Raw genomic sequence first — 20,392 nt, forward strand, 5'->3', positions numbered from 1 at the left:
GAACCGGAGCCGGCGTTGCCGGGCGGTTGACTTGCCGGACGGCCGGCATCGCGGGGTGTATCGCCTTGCCGCGACCCACCTCGCCTCCCCGTGATTTGCAGCATACAGGGCGGGGGTGCGCCGCAGCAATAAAAGTTTACCGCAATCGGTTTGGGCATTCCGCACACTGACGGCGTTGCCATCTGACTGGCAGCACTTGCAGGGGCGGCCGATGAACAGCACGCAGGACATCTTCGCCGACTACGCCCGGGCCTATGAGTCCCGGCGCGAAACCGACATGTCGATCTCCGAATTCCTCGAAGCCTGCCGGACCGATCCCGGCCATTACGCCAGCGCGCCGGAGCGGATCCTCCAGGCGATCGGCGAGCCGACCGTCGTCGATACCGCCAAGGACGTCCGTCTCGGACGCATCTTCCTCAACCGCACCATCCGCACCTATCCGGCCTTCGCCGAGTTCTACGGCATGGAGGAGACGATCGAGCGGATCGTCGGCTTCTTCCGCCACGCGGCCCAGGGCCTCGAGGAGCGCAAGCAGATCCTCTACCTGCTCGGCCCGGTGGGCGGCGGCAAGTCCTCGCTCGCCGAGCGGCTGAAGGCGCTGATGGAGGCGCAGCCGATCTACGTGCTGAAGGCCGGCGACGAGATGAGCCCGGTATTCGAGAGCCCGCTCGGCCTGTTCGATCCCGAGCGCATGGGGCCGATGCTCGAGGAGCGCTACGGCATCCCCCGCCGGCGGCTCAACGGCCTGATGAGTCCCTGGGCGCTGAAGCGGCTCGATGCCTTCGGCGGCGACATCTCGCAGTTCCGGGTGGTGAAGGTCCGCCCCTCCCGCCTCCGCCAGATCGCCATCGCCAAGACCGAGCCGGGCGACGAGAACAACCAGGACATCTCCTCCCTGGTCGGCAAGGTCGACATCCGCAAGCTCGAGATGTTCGGCCAGAACGACCCGGACGCCTACAGCTTCTCGGGCGGGCTGAACCGGGCGAACCAGGGCGTCCTGGAATTCGTCGAGATGTTCAAGGCGCCGATCAAGATGCTGCACCCGCTGCTGACGGCGACGCAGGAGGGCAACTATATCGGCACCGAGAACATCGGCGCCCTGCCCTTCCAGGGCATCATCCTGGCCCACAGCAATGAATCGGAGTGGCAGAGCTTCAAGAACAACAAGAACAACGAAGCCTTCATCGACCGTATCTATGTCATCAAGGTCCCCTATTGCCTGCGGGTGACCGAGGAGCAGAAGATCTACGAGAAGCTGGTCTCCTCCAGCGAGCTCGCGGCCTCCCCCTGCGCCCCGGCGACATTGGAAATGCTGGCCCGCTTCACCGTGCTCAGCCGACTGAAGAAGCACGAAAATTCCAACATCTACGCCAAGATGCGGGTCTACGACGGCGAATCCCTGAAGGAGACCGACCCGCGGGCGAAGAACCTGTCGGAGTACCGCGACTCGGCCGGGCCGGACGAGGGCATGGAGGGCGCCTCCACCCGCTTCGCCTTCAAGGTGCTGGCCGCGGCCTTCAACTACGACACCACCGAGATCGCCGCCGACCCGGTGCATTTGATGTACGTGCTGGAGCAGACCATCCGCCGCGACCAGCTGCCGGACGAGACCGAGAAGCGCTACCTCGAATTCATCAAGGGCGAGCTGGCGCCGCGCTACGCCGAGTTCATCGGCAACGAGATCCAGAAGGCCTACCTCGAATCCTACAACGACTACGGTCAGAACCTGTTCGACCGCTACGTCGCCTATGCCGACGCATGGGTCGAGGACATGGACTTCAAGGATGCGGACACCGGCCAGATGCTCAACCGTGAGTTGCTGAACCAGGAGCTCACCAAGATCGAGAAGCCGGCCGGCATCGCCAACCCCAAGGACTTCCGCAACGAGGTTGTGAAATTCGCCCTCCGCGCCCGGGCCAACCGGGGCGGCCGCAACCCCTCCTGGACCAGCTACGAGAAGATCCGCGAGGTGATCGAGCGGCGGATGTTCAGCCAGGTCGAGGACCTTCTGCCGGTCATCTCCTTCGGCTCGAAGAAGGACGGCGAGAGTGAGAAGAAACACGGTGAATTTGTGCAACGGATGGCCTCGCGGGGGTATACCGAGAGGCAGGTTCGCCGGCTGGTCGAATGGTACATGCGGGTGAAGCAGGCCGGCTAACCCCGAACCGGATCGCGAGGCCCAAGACTCGATGCAGATCCTTGACCGCCGCCTGAATCCCAGCGGCCGCAGCCTCCCCAACCGTCAGCGCTTCCTGCGCCGGGCCAAGACGCTCGTGCAGGAGGCGGTGCGGGATGCCTCCGCCAAGCGGGACATCCGCAGCGCCGATTCGGGGGGCGAGGTCAGCATTCCCCTGCACGGCATCCGCGAGCCGAGCTTCCACCATGGCGGCGGCGGGATCCGCGACCACGTGCTGCCCGGCAACAAGGAATACCGGGAGGGCGACGAGATCCAGCGGCCGCCCGGCGGCGGCGGCGGCGGCGGCTCGGAGGGGGCGCAGGACGGCAGCGGCGAGGATGCCTTCCGCTTCGTCCTGACCCGGGAGGAGTTCCTCTCTCTCTTCCTCGACGACCTGGAGCTGCCGGACCTGGCCAAGCGCCGGCTGGTGGAGGGCTCCGACCCGGCCTGGCACCGGGCCGGCTATTCCGTGGCGGGCACGCCCTCGAACCTGTCGCTGGCCCGGACCATGCGCAACAGCCTCTCCCGCCGGATCGCGCTCAAGCGGCCGAAGCCGGCCGAGGTGCTGGCGCTGGAGGCCGAGATCGCCGCGCTGGAGGGCGACCCGGCGGCGGCGGAGCGGCTGGTCCTGCTGCGGGCGGAGCTGGCGAGCCAGCTCAAGCGCAGCCAGCGCATCCCCTGGATCGACCCGATCGACGTCCGCTACCGCCGGTTCGAGCCGGTGCCGCGGCCGGTCGCCCGGGCGGTGATGTTCTGCCTGATGGACGTCTCCGGCAGCATGACCGAGGACATGAAGGACCTGGCCAAGCGCTTCTACACGCTGCTCTTCATCTTCCTGCAGCGCCGCTACAAGCATGTCGACCTGGTCTTCATCCGCCACACCCACGAGGCGGCGGAGGTCGACGAGGAGACCTTCTTCCACAGCCGGGAGACCGGCGGCACCCTGGTCTCGACCGCGCTCGAGGAGATGCGGAAGGTGGTGGAGGACCGCTACCCGCCGTCCGACTGGAACATCTACGCCGCCCAGGCCTCGGACGGCGACAATGCCGCCGGCGACAGCCAGCGCACCGCCCGGCTGCTGATCGATACCATCCTGCCGGCCTGCCAGTACTACGCCTACATCGAGGTCGGCCGCGACGGCGAGCATGGCATGCCCGGCTTCCCCCGCGGCCCGACCGACCTCTGGCGGACCTACGAGCAGCTGGTCTCCGCCGGCGCGCCCATGGCGATGAAGAAGGTCCGCAACCGGCGCGAGATCTTCCCGGTCTTCCGGGAGCTCTTCGCCAAGCGCGGCATCCTGGAGGAGGCCAAGGGATGAACGCGCCGGTGACGCCCGACGAGCTGCTGTACCAGGGGGCGGACTGGGACTTCGCCACCCTGATGAAGATCCACGACGCCTGCGAGGTCGTCGCCCACCGCGACCTCGGCCTCGATGTCTATCCCAACCGGATCGAGATCATCTCGGCGGAGCAGATGCTGGATGCCTATGCCAGCACCGGCCTGCCGCTGTTCTACCGGCACTGGTCCTTCGGCAAGCAATTCGCCCATCACGAGGCGCTCTACCGCAAGGGCCTGCGCGGCCTGGCCTATGAGATCGTCATCAACTCCGACCCCTGCCTCTCCTACGTGATGGAGGAGAACACCGCGACCCTGCAGGCGCTGGTCATCGCCCATGCCGCCTTCGGGCATAACCACTTCTTTAAGAACAACCGGCTGTTCAAGGAGTGGACGGATGCCAGGGGCATCCTCGACTACCTCGAATTCGCCAAGGGCTACGTCGCCGACTGCGAGGAGCGATACGGCGAGGAGGCGGTGGAGCGGGTGCTCGACTCCGCCCATGCGCTGATGAACTACGGCGTCCACCGCCACCACCGCCGCACCATCGACCTGCGGTCGGAGGAGAAGCGGGTGCGGGAGCGCCGGGCGCACGACGAGCAGATGTTCAACGTGCTCTGGTCGACCCTGCCGGAGAAGGCGAGCACCCAGGCCATCGCCGGCGACGTCGAGAAGCGCCGCGCCCTGCTGCAGCTGCCGCAGGAGAACATCCTCTACTTCCTCGAGAAATCGGCGCCGAAGCTGACCTCCTGGCAGCGGGAGATCCTGCGCATCGTCCGCAACATGGCGCAGTACTTCCACCCGCAGCGCCAGACCAAGATGATGAACGAGGGCTGCGCCACCTACGTCCACCACCGCATCCTGAACACCCTGCACCGGGAGGGCCGGCTGACCGACGGCGCCCTGCTGGAGGCGCTGCATTCCCATACCAGCGTCATCATGCAGCCGGATTTCGACGACCCGCGCTACTCCGGCATCAACCCCTATGCGCTCGGCTTCGCCATGATGGAGGATATCGAGCGCATCTGCCGCGACCCCACCGAGGAGGACCGGGAGTGGTTCCCCGACTTCGCCGGCAGCGGCGACCCGATGCCGACCCTGCGGCACGGCTGGGCCGAGTTCCGCGACGAGAGCTTCATCCTGCAGTTCCTGAGCCCGCACCTGATGCGCAAGCTGAAGCTCTTCCACCTGCGGGACGACGAGAAGCAGCCGGCGCTGCGGGTCGATGCCATGCACGACGAGCGCGGCTACCGCCGCCTGCGCCGGGCGCTGGCCAAGCAGTACGATCCCGCCTGGACCGACCCCGACATCCAGGTGACGGATGTCGACCTCGCCGGTGACCGCCGGCTGATCCTGGAGCACCGGGTGCATTCCGGGCGGCTGCTCGAGGAGCAGGAGGCGCGGCAGGTGCTGCGGCACCTGGCCAGCCTCTGGGGCTACGACGTGCTGCTGCGGGAGATGGACCCGGCCACCGGCGCCAGCCTGAAGGAGCACGCGGTCTCGCCGCCGCGGTAGCGCCGGGCCCGGTCCGCCCGGCGCCGGCCGGCGTCAGCGGACGGTGGTCACCGCCCGGCGGTTCTGGCTCCAGGCCTGCTGGTCGGAACCGAGCGAGGCCGGGCGGTCCTTGCCGAAGCTGATGGTGGTGATCCGGGTCCCGGCCACGCCCTGGGCGACCAGGATGTCCCGCGCCGAATTGGCGCGGCGCTGGCCCAGCGCCAGGTTGTACTCGCGGGTGCCGCGCTCGTCGGCGTGGCCTTCGACCTGGACGGTGACCTGGCGGTACTGCTGCAGCCAGCCGGCCTGGCGGGCCAGCACCGGCTGCTGGTCGGCGCCGACGCTGGCGCTGTCGGTCACGAAGAAGACCCGGTCGCCGATATTGGCCACCAGATCCTCCTGGCTGCCGGGGCCGGTGGCGGCACCGCCGGCGCGGCCGGTCGCCCGGCCATCGGTGGTGCCGAGGCTCGATCCCAGGCCCGATTCCGTCCCCTGGCCGGCGGTGCCGGCGGTGGTGGTGCTGTCGGACCCGCAGGCGGCGAGCAGGACGGCGATTGCCGCGACGGGAAGCATTCTGGCGCGCATTCCGGCGAGAGCCCTTCTGGCGGGGACGGCGCGACTGGATTGTGCGGCGGACCCCCGCCGGTTGTTTCGCCTCTCATCGGGTGAAATACAAGGAACTCCATCACCGCTATTCGGATGCGCGCCCCTCCGGCCCGGCGGGCCACTGGGGCCCGGCGGCGACGGGCGCCGGGCCGCCGGGAGGCGCCATGGCACCGGCCAACGGACGCCATGATGTTCCCGGCCGCACAGCTCGGGCACAATCTTCATTTATGCCTGCAAGCCGTTGTTCTTGAAACATTGCTCTGCCCGGCTAGATCCCCATCACCCGCGCCGCCCGCCGCGGGTCGGCGCCGCCCTGGAGCAGCCCGTCCTCCCGCCGGCTGATCGCCATGACCCCGGCGGTGTTCAGCGACAGCGGCGGCCGCCACTGGATCGCATGGCCGAGCGCGGCCAGGACCTCGCCGGCCTCTTCCCCGATCGGCTCCTCCAGGTCGAGCCGGCCGGGGTGGCAGGCATGCGGCTCGAAGCTGCCGGGAAAGCTGTGGGTGACGAAGCGCGGCGCCTCGACCGCCTCCTGCAGGCTCATGCCGAAGGCGGCGTGGTTCAGGTAGACCTGCAGCATGGCCTGCGGCTGCAGGTCGCCGCCGGGGCCGCCGAAGGGCATGACCCATTCGCCCTGGCGGATGGCGAGCGCCGGATTCGGCGTCAGCCGCGGCCGCTTGCCCGGGGCGAGGCTGCTGGCATGGTCCCGCCGGCCCCAGCTCTGCGAGCCGCGGGAGGAGGGCACGAAGCCGAGGCCCGGGATGACCGGGCTGTCCCAGGAGGTATCCGAGGGCGTGGCCGAAACCGCATTGCCCCAGCGGTCGACCGCGCAGACATAGGAGGTGTCGCCGACCAGGGCGGGATCGCCCGCATCCCAGGGGAAGTCCCGCGCCGTCTCGGGCACCCCCGGCGCCGCGCGGGCGGGGTCGATCCGCGCCCGCTGGGCGGCGGCATAGGCCGGGGAGAGCAGCGCCGCCAGCGGCACGTCGACGAAGCGGGGGTCGCCGTAGAAACGGTCCCGGTCGGCGAAGCCGAGCTTTATGACTTCCGTCAACAAATGCACGTAAGCCGCTGAATTATGGCCGAGGGAGCGGAGGTCGATGCCCTCCAGCATGGCCAGGAATTGCAGCAGCACCGGACCCTGCGACCAGGGGCCGCAGGCGTGGATCTCGGTGCCCGCGACCATCCGCCGGACCGGCGCCTCGACCACCGAGCGGTAGCCGGCCAGATCCTCCCGCGTCAGCCAGCCGCCGTTCTCGGCGTGGAAGCGGGCCATGGCGGCGGCGAGGTCGCCCTCGTAGAAGGCGGCCCGGGCAGCGGCGAGGCCGGCCAGGCGGCCGCCGCCGGCGGCGGCGCGCTCCTCGTCCGCCATGTACTGCAGCGACCGGGCGAGATCCTCCTGCACGAAGAGGTCGCCCTCCCGCGGCGGCGCGCCGCCCGGCAGGAAGATGGCGGCATTCTGCGGCCAGCGGCGGTAGCTCTCGGCGAAGGTGCCGATGAAATGCGCCATGACCGGATGCACGCAGAAGCCCTCGCGGGCATGGCGGATGGCGGCCGCGGCGACCTCGCCGAAGGACATCGTGCCATAGCGCTCGAGCGCCAGGATCCAGGCATCGGGGGCGGCGGGGATGACGGTGCGGAGGATCCCCTCGGGGATGTGGCCATCATGCTCGCGCTCGATCAGCCCGATGTCGGCGGCGCGCGGCCACCAGCCGAGCCCGGCGATGCTCACCGTCTCGCCGCGCTCGCGCAGGTGGATGATCATGGGGGCGACGCCGGCGAACTGGACCTGGTCGGGATGCAGGACGCCGAGGGCGATGCCGGCGGCGGCGGCCGCATCCACCGCATTGCCGCCGGCCTCGAGAATGGCATGGCCGGCCTCGGTCGCCAGCCAATGCCCGGCCGAGACCATGTGGCGACGGCCGGAAACCATGGGTTGCAAGGGCATGCGGCATTTCCTTGAAGCGGGTGCGTAGGGTGCGCCGCAGTGTCGCATGCCGGCCGGGCACCGCAAGCCGCGCCCCCCCGGCGAGGCCGCCGGTCGAAGGTTTCCCGCGCCTGCGGCTTTCCCCTAGTATCCCCGTCCATGGCCGCCGGGGGTGCCGGCGGCGGCAGGGATGGAGGGGCCTCGCAGGCCCCGGCCTTCGGCCGGGCGGCGGGGCGCGCGACGCGACTGCGACCCCGCACCCGCCCGCCGGCTTTCGCCACGCCCCCTCCCGGAGACCTGCATGTCCGCCACCTCGCCCACTTCGCCCACCCCCTATTCGCCCGGCAATACCGACTTGGTGCTGCTGATCGGCCGCATCGCGCTGGTGCTGCTCTTTCCGATCAGCGGCTATTTCAAGATCATGCAGTGGCCGGGCATCGTCACCCTGCTGACCACCCAGGGCGCGCCGCTGCCGATGCTGGGCGGCATGCTGGCGGTGGCGGCCGAGACCATCCTGCCGCTGCTCATCATCCTCGGGCTGCAGACCCGCTGGGCCGCCTTCGGCCTGATCCTCTACACCCTCGGCACCAATGCCATCGCCCACCGCTTCTGGGAATTCACCGGCGGGGCGCAGGTCGGGCAGATCTTCTCCTTCTTCAAGAACATCGCCATGTGCGGCGGCTTCCTGATCCTGGCCTGGACCGGCCCCGGCCGCTACGCGGTGCAGCCGCGGCCCTGATCCCCGCAGCGGTCACCGGCGGCGACGCCCGCCGCCGGTGACCGCCGGGCCGGCCGGCTCAGCCGGCGGCGGCCGCGACCGCCGCCATGAAGCCGTCCAGCCTCGTCGCATCGACCCAGCGCAGCACCGCCACGGTCCCGGCCTCGGGATCGACCCAGGTGACGTTGCCGCCGGCGCCGAGGAAGCACCAGCTCGCGGCGCTGGCGGCGGGCCAGCGGCTGCGGCCGGTGTTCAGCCACCACAGCAGCCCGTAGTGCGGATTCAGCGGACAGGCGGTGGCGCATTGCGCGACCCAGCCTTCCGGCAGCAGCCGGGTCCCGTCCCAGATGCCGTCCTGCAGGGTGAGCTGGCCGACCAGGGCCTGGTCCTCGGCATGGATGAAGACGCCGCCGCCCCAGTGGCCGCCACCGGAGACGCTCTGGACCCGCCGGCCGCCGACCTCGACCCAGGAGGTCTCGTAGCCATTCCAGCGCCAGTCGGCCGAGGCGCCGATGGGTTGCATGATGCGCGCGGCGAAGACCTCCGGCAGCGGCCGGCCGAAGACCCGCAGCAGGGCGAGCGACAGCCGGTTCACCCGGACGTCGTTGTACTCCCAGTACTGCCCGGGCGGCTGCAGCGGCCGCGGCAGGCCCTTCCGGCCCTGGCCTTCCACCACCAGGTTGCGGCCGCGGTCGATGGTATCGGCCTTGCCGAAGAGCGCGCCTTCCCATTCCGAGGTATTGGTCAGCAGGTGGCGCCAGGTGATGGCGCCGTTGTGCGGCCCTTCGAAGCCGCCGTCCTCGACCAGGGCGCGGACCGGGGCGTCGAGGTCGGGGATCAGCCCGTCGCCCACCGCGATGCCGGCCAGCAGCGCCAGGTAGGATTTGGCGACCGAGAAGGTCATGTCGACCTGCCGCGTGTCGCCCCAGCGGGCGACCGGCCGGCCGTGCCGCAGGATCAGCCCGTTGGCCGGGCCGCGCGACTCGACCGGGCCGAGGATGGCGTTGTCCGGCGGCGGCTCGAAGAAGCCGCCGGCGATGTGGGCGCGGATGTCCAGCGGCCAGGGCGAGGGATGGGCAAGGGCGAAGGCGACGGCCGGGCCATAGGCGCCGGCGGGGGATGCTTGGTCCATGGCGGGAGCCTATGGCCGGGCCGGCGCCCGCGCCAGGGCGCCCGCCCGGCCCGGTGGCGGCGGCCTCAGCCGGTCGCGGCGCGGGGCCCCCGGACCGAGGGCGGGCCGGGCAGCTCGATCTCGATCGCCAGCGTCGACATGTCGCCGCCGCGGTCGAGGTTGATGTTCACCTTGCCCGGGTCGATCGCGACGTAGCGGGCGACCACCGCCACCAGCTCCATCTGCAGCTTGGGCAGGAAATCCTCCCGGGTGCGGCCGATGCGCTCGTGCGCCAGCACGATCTGCAGGCGCTCCTTCGCGGCGGAGGCGGTGGCGGGAGGCTCAGGCTTCCGGTTGGCGCGGAAATAATCGAGCCAGCTCATCACGCAGCCCTCCCTCCGAACAGGCGCTTGAACAGGCCCGGCTTCTTGTCGGGCTCGAGGAAGCGGTGCGGCACGTCCTCCCCGAGGAACCGGGACACCGCATCCTTGTACGCCTGACCGGCGGCGCTTTCCTGGTCCATGATGACGGGGGTGCCGGTATTCGAGGCGCGGAGGACGCTCTCGTTCTCCGGGATCACGCCGAGCAGCGGGATCGCCAGGATCTCGCGGATGTCCTCGAGCTTCAGCATCTCGCCGCGCTCGACCCGGTTGGGGTCGTAGCGGGTGACGAGCAGATGCTCCTTCACCTTGTCCCGCTTCTCCTCCGCCCGCTTCGACTTCGACTGCAGCACGCCGAGGATGCGGTCGGAGTCGCGGACCGAGGAGACCTCGGGGTTGGTGACCACGATCGCCTGGTCGGCGAAGTACAGCGCCAGCAGCGCCCCCTTCTCGATGCCGGCCGGGCTGTCGCAGAGGATGAAGTCGTGATCCTCCTTGAGCTGGTCGATGATGGTCGCGACGCCCTCGCGGGTCAGCGCGTCCTTGTCCCGGGTCTGGCTGGCCGGCAGGATGCTGAGCGTGTCCACCCGCTTGTCGCGGATCAGCGCCTGGTTCAGCCGCGCCTCGCCCTGGATGACGTTGACGATGTCGAAGACCACCCGCCGCTCGACCCCCATGATGAGGTCGAGGTTGCGCAGGCCGACGTCGAAGTCGATCACCACCGTCTTCTTGCCGCGCTGGGCGAGGCCGGTGGCGATGGCGGCGCTGGTTGTCGTCTTGCCGACGCCGCCCTTGCCCGAGGTGACGACGATCACTTGCGCCATGGACGCATTCCCCTTGTCCGCATGCCAATCCCCCGGTTCAGGCGCCTGCCGGGCACGCTAGGCGCCCAGCGGCGTGAACCGCATTTCCTCGCCCTCGAGCCGGACCTGCGTCGGCTTGCCGATGGGCGCCGTCCCGAGGCCCTCGCGCACCGCGTAGAAGCCGGCGATGGCGACCAGTTCCGGGTCGAAATTCATGGCGAAGATCCGCGCCGTGGCATCGTCCGAGGCGCCGGCGACGGCACGGCCCCGCAAGGCACCATAGACGTGGATATTGCCGTCGGCGACGATCTCGGCGCCCGGATTGACCGTCGCGGTGATGATGAGGTCGGCGTCCTGGGCATAGATCCGCTGGCCGGAGCGCACCGGCTCGGTCACCAGCATGGCGGCGCGGCCGGAGCCCCTGAAGTCGACCGCCGGAGCGGCCGGCGGCGGCTCGGGCGCGGCGGGGATGGCGGCGGCCGGGGCCGGCGCGGCGGCCGCCTCGGCCGGGGCCAGGGCGACATCGGTCTCGCTCTCCTTGCCGCCGGGCAGGCCGACCGGGCGCAGCGGCGGCAGGCCGGCATGCTGGGCAGCCTGGCGCATCGCCTGGCTGCCGCCGGTGGTGCCGATCGGCACGATCTCCAGCGCCCGCAGCCCGGCGATCAGCCCGCGGAAGTCGACGGACTCGGGCGCCACCTCGAGGTCGGCCAGGCCGATGACCAGCGGCGCGAAGCGCAGGAAGCCCGGCGCGCGGCGGAACTGGTCGCCCAGCGCGGGCAGCACCGCATCCGGCCGCGGGTCCAGCAGGCGCAGGACGAGCAGGTTGAAGTTGCCGGCGCGGAGGCGGAATGCTTCTGGAAGCGTCTGGCTGCTCAAAGGCGCTCTCGGACCTGCCGCGGCGGGCATAAGGGTTAAGCGACCGGGCGGCGTCGGTGCCGCCCGCGTGATGTCTATAGCCGCCGCATCGGCGGCGGCGAAGCCCGAATGCATCGCCAGGGCCGGAATGGGCCACACCGGGACCGAATGGGCGCAGCGGGCGGCGGCCAGGGCGGGGCACCTTGGCCGGGGGCGCCCGGATTGGATTCGGGCCCGGCCCCGTCATAATGCCGCCGCACACCAAGGAGGGCGCCATGCGTCCGATGACCCTGCTCGAGCCCTTCCGCGCGCTGTTCTACGCGCCCTTCTACCTCGCCGAGGCGCGCGGCAGCTTCGCCGCCCAGGGACTCGCGCTCCGGCTGGTCACCGCCGGCACCACCGACCGCGCGGCGGCGATGCTGCTGGCCGGCGAGGCCGACCTCGCCTGGTCCGGGCCGATGCGGCCGCTGCTGTTGCGCAGCCAGGACCCGTCCTGCACCCTCCGCAGCTTCTGCGCCGTGGTGATGCGCGATCCCTTCCTGCTGGCCGGCGCGGCGCCGCGGTCCGGCTTCCGGTTGCAGGACCTGCCGGGGCTGCGGCTCGGCCTCGTCTCCGAGGTGCCGACGCCGGGCTGGTGCCTGAGGGGGGATCTTGCCAGGGCATCGATCGACCTCGACGCCACGAACGTCATCGCGCACCGCACGATGGCCGGGAATGTCGCGGGCCTCGCCGACGGCGACATCGAGGTGGCGCAGCTCTTCGAGCCCTATGCCTGCCAGGTCGAGGATGCCGGCGGCGCGGTCTGGCACGCCCAGGCCAGCCGCGGCCCGACCGCCTATACCAGCTTCTACGCGACCGAGGCCGGCATCGCCGCCCGGCGCCCCGAGCTCATGGCGATGATCCGCGCCATGGCCGACGCGCTGGATTTCATCCGCGCCGCGCCGGCCGCGGAGGTCGCCGACCTCATCGCGCCGCGCTTCCCCGAGGTGCCGGCGGCGCACCGGCTGCGCGCCATCGCCCGCTACCAGGCGCTGGGCCTCTGGGAGGCCGGCCCCACCTTTCCGCGCGCGGCCTTCGAGACCCTGGGCGCCGCCATGCTCGCCGCCGGGGCCATCTCCCACGTGCCGCCCTTCGAGGCCTGCGTCGACCGGGAGATCGTCGCGGAGGCGCTGGCATGAGCACGCGCCCGCCGGTCGGCACCCGCGCCGACTACCGCTGGTTCACCACGGTGCCGACCCGCTGGATGGACAACGACGTCTACGGCCACGTCAACAACGTCACCTACTACAGCTGGATCGACACCGCGGTGGCGGAGTTCCTGGTCGGGCACGGCGTGCTCGACCTCGCCAGCAGCGCCGAGGTCGGGCTGGTGGTCGAGACCCAGTGCCGCTACTTCGCCCCCATCGCCTGGCCGGACCGCGTCACCTGCGGCCTGCGCTGCGGCCGGCTCGGCGGCGCCTCCATCCGCTACGAGATCGGCATCTTCCGCAACGACGAGGACGCCGCCAGCGCCGAGGCGCATTTCATCCACGTCTACGTCGCCCGGGCCGAGCAGACCCGCAGCGTGCCGCTGCCCGCGCGGCTGCGGGAGGTGGCGGCGCGGTTGCTGCTGCCTCCCGGGTGATCGCCGGGGTGGGCCGGCCGGTGACCGGCCAGGCGCTGCGCCGTGCCGCCCTGGCGGTCGCCGCCCTCGGCCTCGCGGCCGGGCTGGCCGGGGTGGCGCCGGCCTACCGGCTCGGCATGCTGCCGGTGCTCGGCCTCCTGCTGTGGGACATCCTGCAGAAGCTGCGCCGGGGCGATGCCGGGCTCGATCTGCTGGCGGCGCTGTCGATGGCCGGGGCGCTGCTGCTGGGCGAGGAGCTGGCGGGGGCGGTGATCGCACTGATGGTCGCCGGCGGCGCCTTCCTCGAGGATTTCGCCCGCGCCCGCGCCCGCCGGGAGATGACGGCGCTGCTGGCCCGCCAGCCGCGCCATGCCGCGCGGCACGGCGCCGCCGGCCTGGAGGAGGTGCCGATCGAGGCCATCCGCCCCGGCGACCGCATCCTGGTCCGCCAGGGCGAGGTGGTGCCGGCCGACGGCACGCTCGAGTCGGACGTGGCGGTGATCGATGCCTCGGCGCTGACCGGGGAGGCGGCGCCGCGGCGACTGGCACCCGGCGCCGGCATCCTCTCGGGCAGCAGCAATGCCGGCGAGGCCTTCGACCTGCTGGCGACGAAGCCGGCCGCCGAGAGCACCTTTGCCGGGATCATCCGGCTGGTGGCCCAGGCGCAGGCCAGCAAGGCGCCGATGGCGCGGCTGGCCGACCGCTGGGCGCTCGGCTTCCTGGCGGCGACGGCGGCGATCGCGCTGCTGGCCTGGCTGGCCTCCGGGGACCCGCGCCGGGTGCTGGCGGTGCTGGTGGTGGCGACCCCCTGCCCGCTCATCCTGGCGGTGCCGGTGGCGATCATCGCGGGGCTGTCGCGCTGCGCCGCGGTCGGCGTGCTGGTCAAAAGCGGCGCGGCGCTCGAGCTGCTCGGCCGGGTGCGGGTGCTGATGCTGGACAAGACCGGGACGCTCACCGAGGGCCGTGCCCGGCTGGTCGAGACCCTGGTGCTGCCCGGCGTCGATCCGGCCGACCTGCTGCGGCTGGCCGCCTCGCTCGACCAGGCCTCGGCGCATGTCCTGGCGGTCGGGCTGGTCGCCGCGGCGCGCGAGGCCGGGCTGGCGCTGGCAACGCCGATGGCGCTGCGCGAAGTCGCCGGCGCCGGCATCGCCGGCATCGTCGAGGGCCGCAGCGTGGCGCTCGGCGGGCCGGAGTTCGTCGGCGACTTCCCGGCGCTGGCCGATGTCCAGGCCCCCGGCGCGGCGCGGGTGCTGGTCGCGCTCGATGGCGCCCCCGCCGGGGTGCTGGTCTTCGCCGACCCGGTGCGCGCCGAGGCGCCGGCCATGCTGGCGGCGGTGCGGGCGGCCGGCATCCGCCGGGTGGTGCTGCTCTCGGGCGACCGGCTGGCCATCGCCGAGGCAGTCGGGCGGAGCCTCGGCGTCGACGCCGTGCTGGCCGAGCGCTCCCCGGCCGAGAAGGTGGCGGCGGTGCTGCGGGAGAAGCCGGCAGGTCCGGTGCTGATGCTGGGCGACGGGGTGAACGACGCCCCGGCCCTGGCGGCGGCCGATATCGGCGTCGCCATGGGCGCCCGCGGCACCGTGGCCAGCGCCGAGGCCGCCGATGCGGTGGTGCTGGTGGACCGCATCGACCGGCTGGCCGAAGCGATGCGCATCGCCCGCCGCGCCCGGGGCATCGCCCTGCAGAGCGTCGGCGCCGGCATCGGCCTCTCGACCCTCGGGATGCTGGCGGCGGCGGCGGGGCAGTTGACACCGGTGCAGGGCGCGGTGTTGCAGGAGGGGATCGACGTCGCGGTCATCCTGAATGCCCTGCGGGTGCTGCGCGGCTAGACTCTCCCTGGAGGAACCAACATGCCGAAGCTGACCCGTCTGGCGATCCTGGACGACTACCAGGGCGTCGCCCTGACCCGCGGCCCCTGGGACCGGCTGCCCCGGGAGATCACCCTCGAGGTCTTCCGCGACACCCTCACCGATGTCGACGCGCTCGCCACCCGCCTCGCGCCCTTCGACGCCATCCTGATGATGCGCGAGCGCACCGCCTTCCTGCAGCCGCTGCTCTCCCGCCTGCCGAACCTCAGGCTGCTCATCACCACCGGGGCGCGCAACCGCAGCATCGACCTGGCGGCCGCCGCTGCCCAGGGGATCACCGTCTGCGGCACCCCGGGCTTCGGCAACCCGACGGTCGACCTGACCTGGGGGCTGATCCTCTCGCTCATGCGCCGCATCCCGGAGCAGCAGGCCTCGCTGCGGGCCGGCGGCTGGCAGCTCGCCCCGGGGGGGAGCGTCGGCGACACGCTCGAGGGCAAGACGCTGGGCATGGTCGGCCTCGGCAACCTCGGCACCCGCGTGGCGAAGGTCGGCGCCGCCTTCGGCATGAAGGTCATCGGCTGGAGCCAGAACCTGACCGCGGAGAAGGCCGCCGCCGCCGGCGCCACCGCCGTGGACAAGGCGACGCTCATGGCCGAGGCCGATGTCGTCAGCATGCATCTCGTGCTGTCCGACCGCTCGCGCGGGATCATCGGCGCCGCGGATCTGGCGCGCATGAAGAAGACCGCCGTCATCGTCAATACCAGCCGCGGCCCGCTGATCGACCAACCCTCCCTCATCGCGGCGCTGCAGGAAGGCCGCATCGCCGGCGCCGGGCTCGATGTCTTCGACGCCGAACCGCTGCCGCCCGGCCACCCGATCCTGGCGGCGCCGAACACGGTGCTGACGCCGCACCTCGGCTACGTGACCGAGGAGAACTACCGCCAGTACTTCCTCGGCGCGGTCGAGGCGGTGGAGGGCTACCTGGCCGGGGCGCCGGTGCGGCAGCTGCGCGCCGACTGAGCGGCGGCTGCCTGCTGCGCGGGCAGGCCGGGGGATCGGCGGCGGCGGCCGCCGCCCCGGCCTGCCCGCGGCACGGGCGTTGCCGGCCGGTGGCCCGGGCGTTGCAAGCAGGCAGGCCTTCCGCCGGCAGCGAGAATGGGATCCGCCCGATGCGCCATACGCCCCTGCCCGGCCTCTGGGCCGCCGCGAGCCCCGCCGAACGCAGCGCGGCCCATGACAGCGGCCGGGCCGTGCCGGACAGCGCGGCGCTGATCGCGGCGCGCAACGCCGAGGCCGCGCCCTTCCGCGCGGCGCGGCCGGGCCACCCCGGCCTCGGCTATGACGCCGGCCCGCGCAATGCCTGGGACCTGTTCCCGGCGCGGCAGTCGCGCGACGTCCATGCCCGGCGGGCCGGGGCGCATGCGCCCGGACCGCTCATCCCCGTCGCCAGCGCCGATCACTTCCGCATCCTGGAGGCGCAGCAGCCCCCGGGCGGCGAGCTGCCGCGCGCCAGCGAAGCCCTGCTGAGGCACCGACGATGACGGTACCGCCCGCCTTCACCCTGGATGCGCTCGCGGCCTTCCACGCCGCAGGCGGCTCGCCGGCCGAGGTCGCGGAGGCGGCGCTGGCCCGCATCGCGGCCTGGGCCGACCCGGCGCTGTTCATCACCGCCGTCCCGCCCGAGGCGGTGCGGGCCCGGGCCGCGGCGCTTGCGGCGGAAGGGCCGCGCGGGCGGCCGCTCTATGGCGTGCCATTCGTGGTGAAGGACAACATCGACGCCGCCGGCCTGCCGACCACCGCCGCCTGCCCGGACCATGCCTACCAGCCGGCGGCCGACAGCCCCGCCGTCGCCCGGCTGCTCGCCGCCGGCGCGGTGCTGCTGGGCAAGACCAACCTCGACCAATTCGCCACCGGGCTGAACGGCACCCGCAGCCCGCATGGCACGCCGCGCAACGCGGTGGCGGCGGCCTGCATCCCCGGCGGCTCCTCCTCCGGCTCGGCGACGGCGGTGGGCGCCGGGATCGCCGGTTTCTCGCTGGGCACGGATACCGCGGGCTCCGGCCGGGTGCCGGCCATGGCGAACAATATCGTCGGGCTGAAGCCGAGCCTCGGGCTGGTCCCGACCGAGGGGGTGGTGCCGGCCTGCCGCTCGCTCGACTGCGTCTCGGTCTTCGCCCTGACCGTCGCCGATGCCGCCGCGGTGCTGGCGGTGATCGCCGGCCCGACGCCCACAGACCGCTATGCCCGCGCCGCGCCGGCCGGCTGGCGGGCGGCCCCGGCCCCCCAGCCCGGCTGGCGCCTGGCGGTGCCGCTGGACGGGCAGCTCATCTTCGACAGCCCGGATGACGCCGCGCTGTACGAGGCGGCGCTGGCCCGCGCCGCGGCGCTCGGCGGCCGCATCGCGCGCGTCGATATCGCGCCCTTCCTCGCCATCGCCCGGCGGCTCTACGACGGCGCCTGGGTGGCGGAGCGCAGCGCGGCGCTGCGCGGGATGCTGACGGAGAAGCCCGACAGCCTCCACCCCATCACCCGCGGCATCCTGGCCGCCGGCCTGCCCCTGCTGACCATCGACGCCTGGGAGGATTTCCACGCCGCCGCCGAGGCCCGGCGGCTGGCCCGCGTGCTCTTCGCCGGCGCCGACCTGCTGCTGCTGCCCACCGCCCCCGGCCTGCCGAGCCTGGCCGAGCTGGCGGCCGCGCCGGTCGCCGCCAATTCCCGGCTCGGCACCTATACGAATTTCGTCAATATCTGCGACCTCGCGGCGCTCGCCATTCCCTCGGGGTACCGGCGGGACGGCCGGCCGGTGGGGCTGACCCTGGTCGGCCCGGCCTTCGCCGAGGCGCGGCTGGCCGGGCTCGGCGCCGCGCTGCATGCCGCCGCCGGGGGCGGGCTCGGCGCCCTCGGGGCCGCGGTGCCGCCGCCGCCGGCGCCGCCGGCCCTCGCCGCCGACGAGCTGCCGCTGCTGGCGATCGGCGCGCATATGTCCGGGCTGCCGCTGAACCCGCAGATGCTGCGCCACGGCGGGCGCTTCCTGGCCGAGGCCGCCACCGCGCCGGCCTACCGGCTGCACGACCTCGGCGGCCGTCCGGGGCTGGTGCGGGTCGCCGCCGGCGGCGTCGCCGTGGCCGGCGAGGTCTGGGCCTTCCCCGCCGCCGCCATCGGCCCCTTCCTGGCGGAGATCCCGCCCCCCCTCGGCTTCGGCCGGGTGGAGCTGGCGGATGGCAACGCCCCCCTCGGCTTCCTCTGCGAGGCGGCGGGGGCGGCGGGCACGCCCGACATCTCGGCGACCGGCGGCTGGCGGGCCTATCTGGCGATGAAGGACAACACGTGATGGACGTCGATATCCCCGAGGTGCTCGCCGAGATGCGGGCCTGCTTCGCCGAATACAAACGGGCGCTGACCGGCAACGACGTGGCGGTGCTGCAGCGGCTGTTCCGCCGCGACCCGCGCACGCTGCGCTACGGCCCGGCCGAGAACCTGCTGGGCTGGGACGCCATCGCCGCCTTCCGCGCCGGGCGCTCCCCGGTCGGGCTGGAGCGCAGCCTCGAGAATACCGTCATCACCACCTACGGCCGCGACTTCGCCACCGCCAATACCGAATTCCTCCGCGCCGGCCGGCGCGGCCGGCAGAGCCAGACCTGGGTCCGCTTCCCGGACGACGGCTGGCGCATCGTCGCCGCGCATGTGAGCCTGATGCCGTGAGGCGGCGCGGCCGGAGGCGGTCAGCTGGGGCACCGCCGGCAGCGGCTCCTCGCCGCACCTGACCCTGCTGCTGCAGTCCCTGGCCGCGGCCCGGCTGCTGACGATGCTTTGCCGCAGCGGCGCCGCCAGCGTGCAGGCGGTGCTCGCGGGCGGGGTGGACGCGACCGCCGAGGCCACGCCCATCGTCGCCGGGCAGGTCCGCGCCGGCAGCCAGCCGGCGCTGGGCGTGGCCGCGCCCGAACGCCTCGGTCTGCTGCCGGAGGTGGCGACGGCGGCCGAGCCGGGCCTGCCCGGCTTCGGGAACGGCTCGGTCAGCGGCATCGTCGCCCCGCGCGGCGTGCCGGAGGCGGTGCCGGCGCGGCTTGCCGCCGCCGTCGCCGCGGCGCTGGCGGCGCCCGAGGTCCAGGCCCGCCTCCGGCATCAGGGCACCGTGCCGCCACCCGGGCGACGGCGCCGCCTTCGCCCGGGTGGCGGCGGCGGAGACGGCGCGCTGGCGCCCGCTGGTGGCCGGCGTGTCGGCGGAGCAGCGGCGCCTCAGCCCTTCAGATAGGCCTCCGCCGCATCCGCCAGCACCTGGCAGCAGAGCGCCAGATCCTCCTCCTTGGTGTCCTCGGCCCAGTGGTGGCTGATGCCCTTGATGGAGGGGGTGAAGAGCATCGAGACCGGCATGACCCGGGCGATGTACTGCGCGTCGTGCCCGGCGCCACTCGGCATCCGCTGCCAGCGGCCGGGCGCATGCGTCTCGGCCGCCGCCTCCAGCGCCGCCATGGTGGCCGGGTCGCAGGGCGCGGGCAGCGACTTGCTGACATTGGTCAGGGTCGCGGTGCAGCGCTCGCGCCGGTTGCTCTCCTGCACGCAGGCACGCAGGCAGGCCTCCATCCGCTCCAGCACCGGCAGCGCGATGTCGCGGAACTGGAAGAGGATATCGGCGCGGCCGGGGATGATGCTGGGCGCCCCGGGCTCGACTGCGATGCGGCCGGTCGTCCAGGTGCTGCGCTCGCCGCAGACCTTGGGGAATTCGGCGTCGATCATCGCCAGCAGCCGCACGGCGGCGAGGCCGGCGTCGCGGCGCTCGGCCATGGTGGTGCCGCCGGCGTGGTCCTGCATGCCCTCGATGGTGATGCGCCACTGCCAGATGGCGACGATGCCGGTGACCACGCCGACCTGCAGCCCGGCATTCTCGAGCTGCGTGCCCTGCTCGATGTGCATCTCGAGGAAGGCCTTGTGCCGGCCGGGCTCGAGCTGCATCCGCGGCAGGCCGGCGAGGCCGGCGGCGGCCAGCGCCTCGCGCAGCGGGGTGCCATCGTTGCGGCTCCGGCTGCGGTCGATCTCCTCCTCCGACAGGATGCCGATGATCGACTTGCTGCCGAGGAAGCCGCCCTCGAAATGCCCTTCCTCATCGGCGAAGGCGGCGACGTCCACCGGCAGCCCGGCCCGGGCCAGCGCCACCGCCGCCATGACGCCCAGCGCGCCGTCGAGCCAGCCCGCCTGGTTCTGGCTCTCGATGTGGCTGCCCGCCAGCAGGTGCGGGCCCGGGCCGCGGTGCCGGCCATAGACGTTGCCGATGCCGTCGATGCTGGCCTCGAGCCCGATCTCCTCGAGTCTCGCCATCAGCCAGCGGCGGCTTTCCATGTCCTCGGGCGAATAGGTCGGGCGATGCACGCCGGTCCGGTACTGGCCGATCTTCCGCAGATCGTTCAGGTCCTTGAGGAAGCGTTCGGCATCGATCTTCGGCATGGGACAACCTTTGCTGCAGCGCACAGTCTGCTACGGCGGCCGGGGCGGGACCAGACCCTGCCCGTCGCGGCCGCCCTGCTGTCCCGGGCCGGCCGGAGGGCGGGCGGATGCCCTGGATCATCGCACCGCCCCGCCCCGGG

At 72.6% G+C, this 20,392-nt stretch carries 18 protein-coding genes and 1 pseudogene; 12 read left to right on the forward strand and 7 right to left on the reverse strand.

The genetic code is table 11. The features are described 5' to 3' along the window. The first annotated feature begins 211 nt into the window (after nucleotides 1–211). From QWZ14_RS02520 to QWZ14_RS02530, 3 genes are read left to right on the forward strand one after another with little or no spacing between them, the layout of a single operon-like run. On the forward strand, nucleotides 212–2,158 hold the full coding sequence (locus QWZ14_RS02520; protein ID WP_290314990.1) for a PrkA family serine protein kinase: 1,947 nt from the start codon (nucleotides 212–214) through the stop codon (nucleotides 2,156–2,158). 31 nt (nucleotides 2,159–2,189) lie between these two features. Continuing rightward, the gene (locus QWZ14_RS02525; RefSeq protein WP_290314991.1) at nucleotides 2,190–3,494 is read left to right on the forward strand and encodes a YeaH/YhbH family protein; all 1,305 of its coding nucleotides are present in this window, start codon (nucleotides 2,190–2,192) and stop codon (nucleotides 3,492–3,494) included. Beyond that, entirely contained in the window at nucleotides 3,491–5,026 is a 1,536-nt protein-coding gene (locus tag QWZ14_RS02530) for a SpoVR family protein (protein ID WP_290314992.1), read from the forward strand. Before QWZ14_RS02525 ends, QWZ14_RS02530 begins: the two co-directional genes overlap by 4 nt. Nucleotides 5,027–5,059: 33 nt before the next feature. On the opposite strand, the gene pal is transcribed toward QWZ14_RS02530, so the two are convergent. Continuing rightward, the gene (gene pal / locus QWZ14_RS02535) at nucleotides 5,060–5,590 is read right to left on the reverse strand and encodes a peptidoglycan-associated lipoprotein Pal (RefSeq protein ID WP_290314993.1); all 531 of its coding nucleotides are present in this window, start codon (nucleotides 5,588–5,590) and stop codon (nucleotides 5,060–5,062) included. Between the two features lie 289 nt (nucleotides 5,591–5,879). Then, on the reverse strand, nucleotides 5,880–7,559 hold the full coding sequence (locus QWZ14_RS02540) for a gamma-glutamyltransferase family protein (protein ID WP_290314994.1): 1,680 nt from the start codon (nucleotides 7,557–7,559) through the stop codon (nucleotides 5,880–5,882). 280 nt (nucleotides 7,560–7,839) lie between these two features. Here QWZ14_RS02540 and QWZ14_RS02545 point away from each other — a divergent pair, with 280 nt between their 5' ends. Further along, nucleotides 7,840–8,277, forward strand: a complete 438-nt coding sequence (locus QWZ14_RS02545) for a DoxX family protein (RefSeq protein ID WP_290314995.1) — start codon at nucleotides 7,840–7,842, stop codon at nucleotides 8,275–8,277. A gap of 58 nt (nucleotides 8,278–8,335) precedes the next feature. Here QWZ14_RS02545 and QWZ14_RS02550 read toward each other — a convergent pair whose 3' ends face one another. From QWZ14_RS02550 to minC, 4 genes are all read right to left on the reverse strand, one after another. Beyond that, nucleotides 8,336–9,388 carry a serine hydrolase domain-containing protein gene (locus QWZ14_RS02550; RefSeq protein ID WP_290314996.1) on the reverse strand — a complete coding sequence of 351 codons (1,053 nt, stop codon included), beginning with the start codon at nucleotides 9,386–9,388 and terminating at the stop codon, nucleotides 8,336–8,338. 65 nt (nucleotides 9,389–9,453) lie between these two features. Beyond that, nucleotides 9,454–9,750, reverse strand: coding sequence for a cell division topological specificity factor MinE (gene minE / locus QWZ14_RS02555; protein WP_290314997.1), 297 nt, complete (start codon nucleotides 9,748–9,750; stop codon nucleotides 9,454–9,456). Beyond that, nucleotides 9,750–10,571 (reverse strand): septum site-determining protein MinD, encoded by an 822-nt coding sequence (minD, locus tag QWZ14_RS02560; protein ID WP_290314998.1) that lies wholly within the window; start codon nucleotides 10,569–10,571, stop codon nucleotides 9,750–9,752. The genes minE and minD overlap by 1 nt, the downstream gene beginning before the upstream one ends. 57 nt (nucleotides 10,572–10,628) lie before the next feature. Beyond that, complete coding sequence (minC, locus tag QWZ14_RS02565; RefSeq protein ID WP_290314999.1) at nucleotides 10,629–11,426, reverse strand: septum site-determining protein MinC; 798 nt, start codon at nucleotides 11,424–11,426, stop codon at nucleotides 10,629–10,631. A 254-nt stretch (nucleotides 11,427–11,680) separates the two neighbouring features. On the opposite strand from minC, the gene QWZ14_RS02570 reads away from it, so the two are divergent. The 8 genes and pseudogenes from QWZ14_RS02570 to QWZ14_RS02605 form a co-directional block, all read left to right on the forward strand. Further along, nucleotides 11,681–12,583, forward strand: coding sequence for an ABC transporter substrate-binding protein (locus QWZ14_RS02570; protein ID WP_290315000.1), 903 nt, complete (start codon nucleotides 11,681–11,683; stop codon nucleotides 12,581–12,583). Beyond that, nucleotides 12,580–13,029, forward strand: a complete 450-nt coding sequence (locus QWZ14_RS02575) for an acyl-CoA thioesterase (RefSeq protein ID WP_290315001.1) — start codon at nucleotides 12,580–12,582, stop codon at nucleotides 13,027–13,029. The genes QWZ14_RS02570 and QWZ14_RS02575 overlap by 4 nt, the downstream gene beginning before the upstream one ends. Beyond that, the gene (locus QWZ14_RS02580; protein WP_290315002.1) at nucleotides 13,026–14,834 is read left to right on the forward strand and encodes a heavy metal translocating P-type ATPase; all 1,809 of its coding nucleotides are present in this window, start codon (nucleotides 13,026–13,028) and stop codon (nucleotides 14,832–14,834) included. Before QWZ14_RS02575 ends, QWZ14_RS02580 begins: the two co-directional genes overlap by 4 nt. Nucleotides 14,835–14,855: 21 nt before the next feature. After that, complete coding sequence (locus QWZ14_RS02585) at nucleotides 14,856–15,833, forward strand: D-2-hydroxyacid dehydrogenase family protein (protein WP_290315003.1); 978 nt, start codon at nucleotides 14,856–14,858, stop codon at nucleotides 15,831–15,833. Between the two features lie 149 nt (nucleotides 15,834–15,982). Then, nucleotides 15,983–16,354: a hypothetical protein gene (locus tag QWZ14_RS02590; protein ID WP_290315004.1), complete on the forward strand. Its 372-nt coding sequence runs from the start codon at nucleotides 15,983–15,985 to the stop codon at nucleotides 16,352–16,354. Beyond that, nucleotides 16,351–18,144, forward strand: a complete 1,794-nt coding sequence (gene atzF, locus QWZ14_RS02595; RefSeq protein WP_290315005.1) for an allophanate hydrolase — start codon at nucleotides 16,351–16,353, stop codon at nucleotides 18,142–18,144. The genes QWZ14_RS02590 and atzF overlap by 4 nt, the downstream gene beginning before the upstream one ends. Then, on the forward strand, nucleotides 18,144–18,515 hold the full coding sequence (hpxZ, locus tag QWZ14_RS02600; protein ID WP_290315006.1) for an oxalurate catabolism protein HpxZ: 372 nt from the start codon (nucleotides 18,144–18,146) through the stop codon (nucleotides 18,513–18,515). The genes atzF and hpxZ overlap by 1 nt, the downstream gene beginning before the upstream one ends. A gap of 19 nt (nucleotides 18,516–18,534) precedes the next feature. Then, nucleotides 18,535–19,065, forward strand: a pseudogene (locus QWZ14_RS02605) (tripartite tricarboxylate transporter substrate-binding protein); the annotation flags it as partial. On the opposite strand, the gene QWZ14_RS02610 reads toward QWZ14_RS02605, so the two are convergent. Continuing rightward, on the reverse strand, nucleotides 19,050–20,252 hold the full coding sequence (locus tag QWZ14_RS02610; RefSeq protein ID WP_290315008.1) for a Zn-dependent hydrolase: 1,203 nt from the start codon (nucleotides 20,250–20,252) through the stop codon (nucleotides 19,050–19,052). The pseudogene QWZ14_RS02605 and the gene QWZ14_RS02610 overlap by 16 nt on opposite strands. Nucleotides 20,253–20,392: the final 140 nt, after the last annotated feature.

The sequence above is a fragment of the Paeniroseomonas aquatica genome, assembly GCF_030409335.1.
Lineage (GTDB): Bacteria > Pseudomonadota > Alphaproteobacteria > Acetobacterales > Acetobacteraceae > Belnapia > Belnapia aquatica.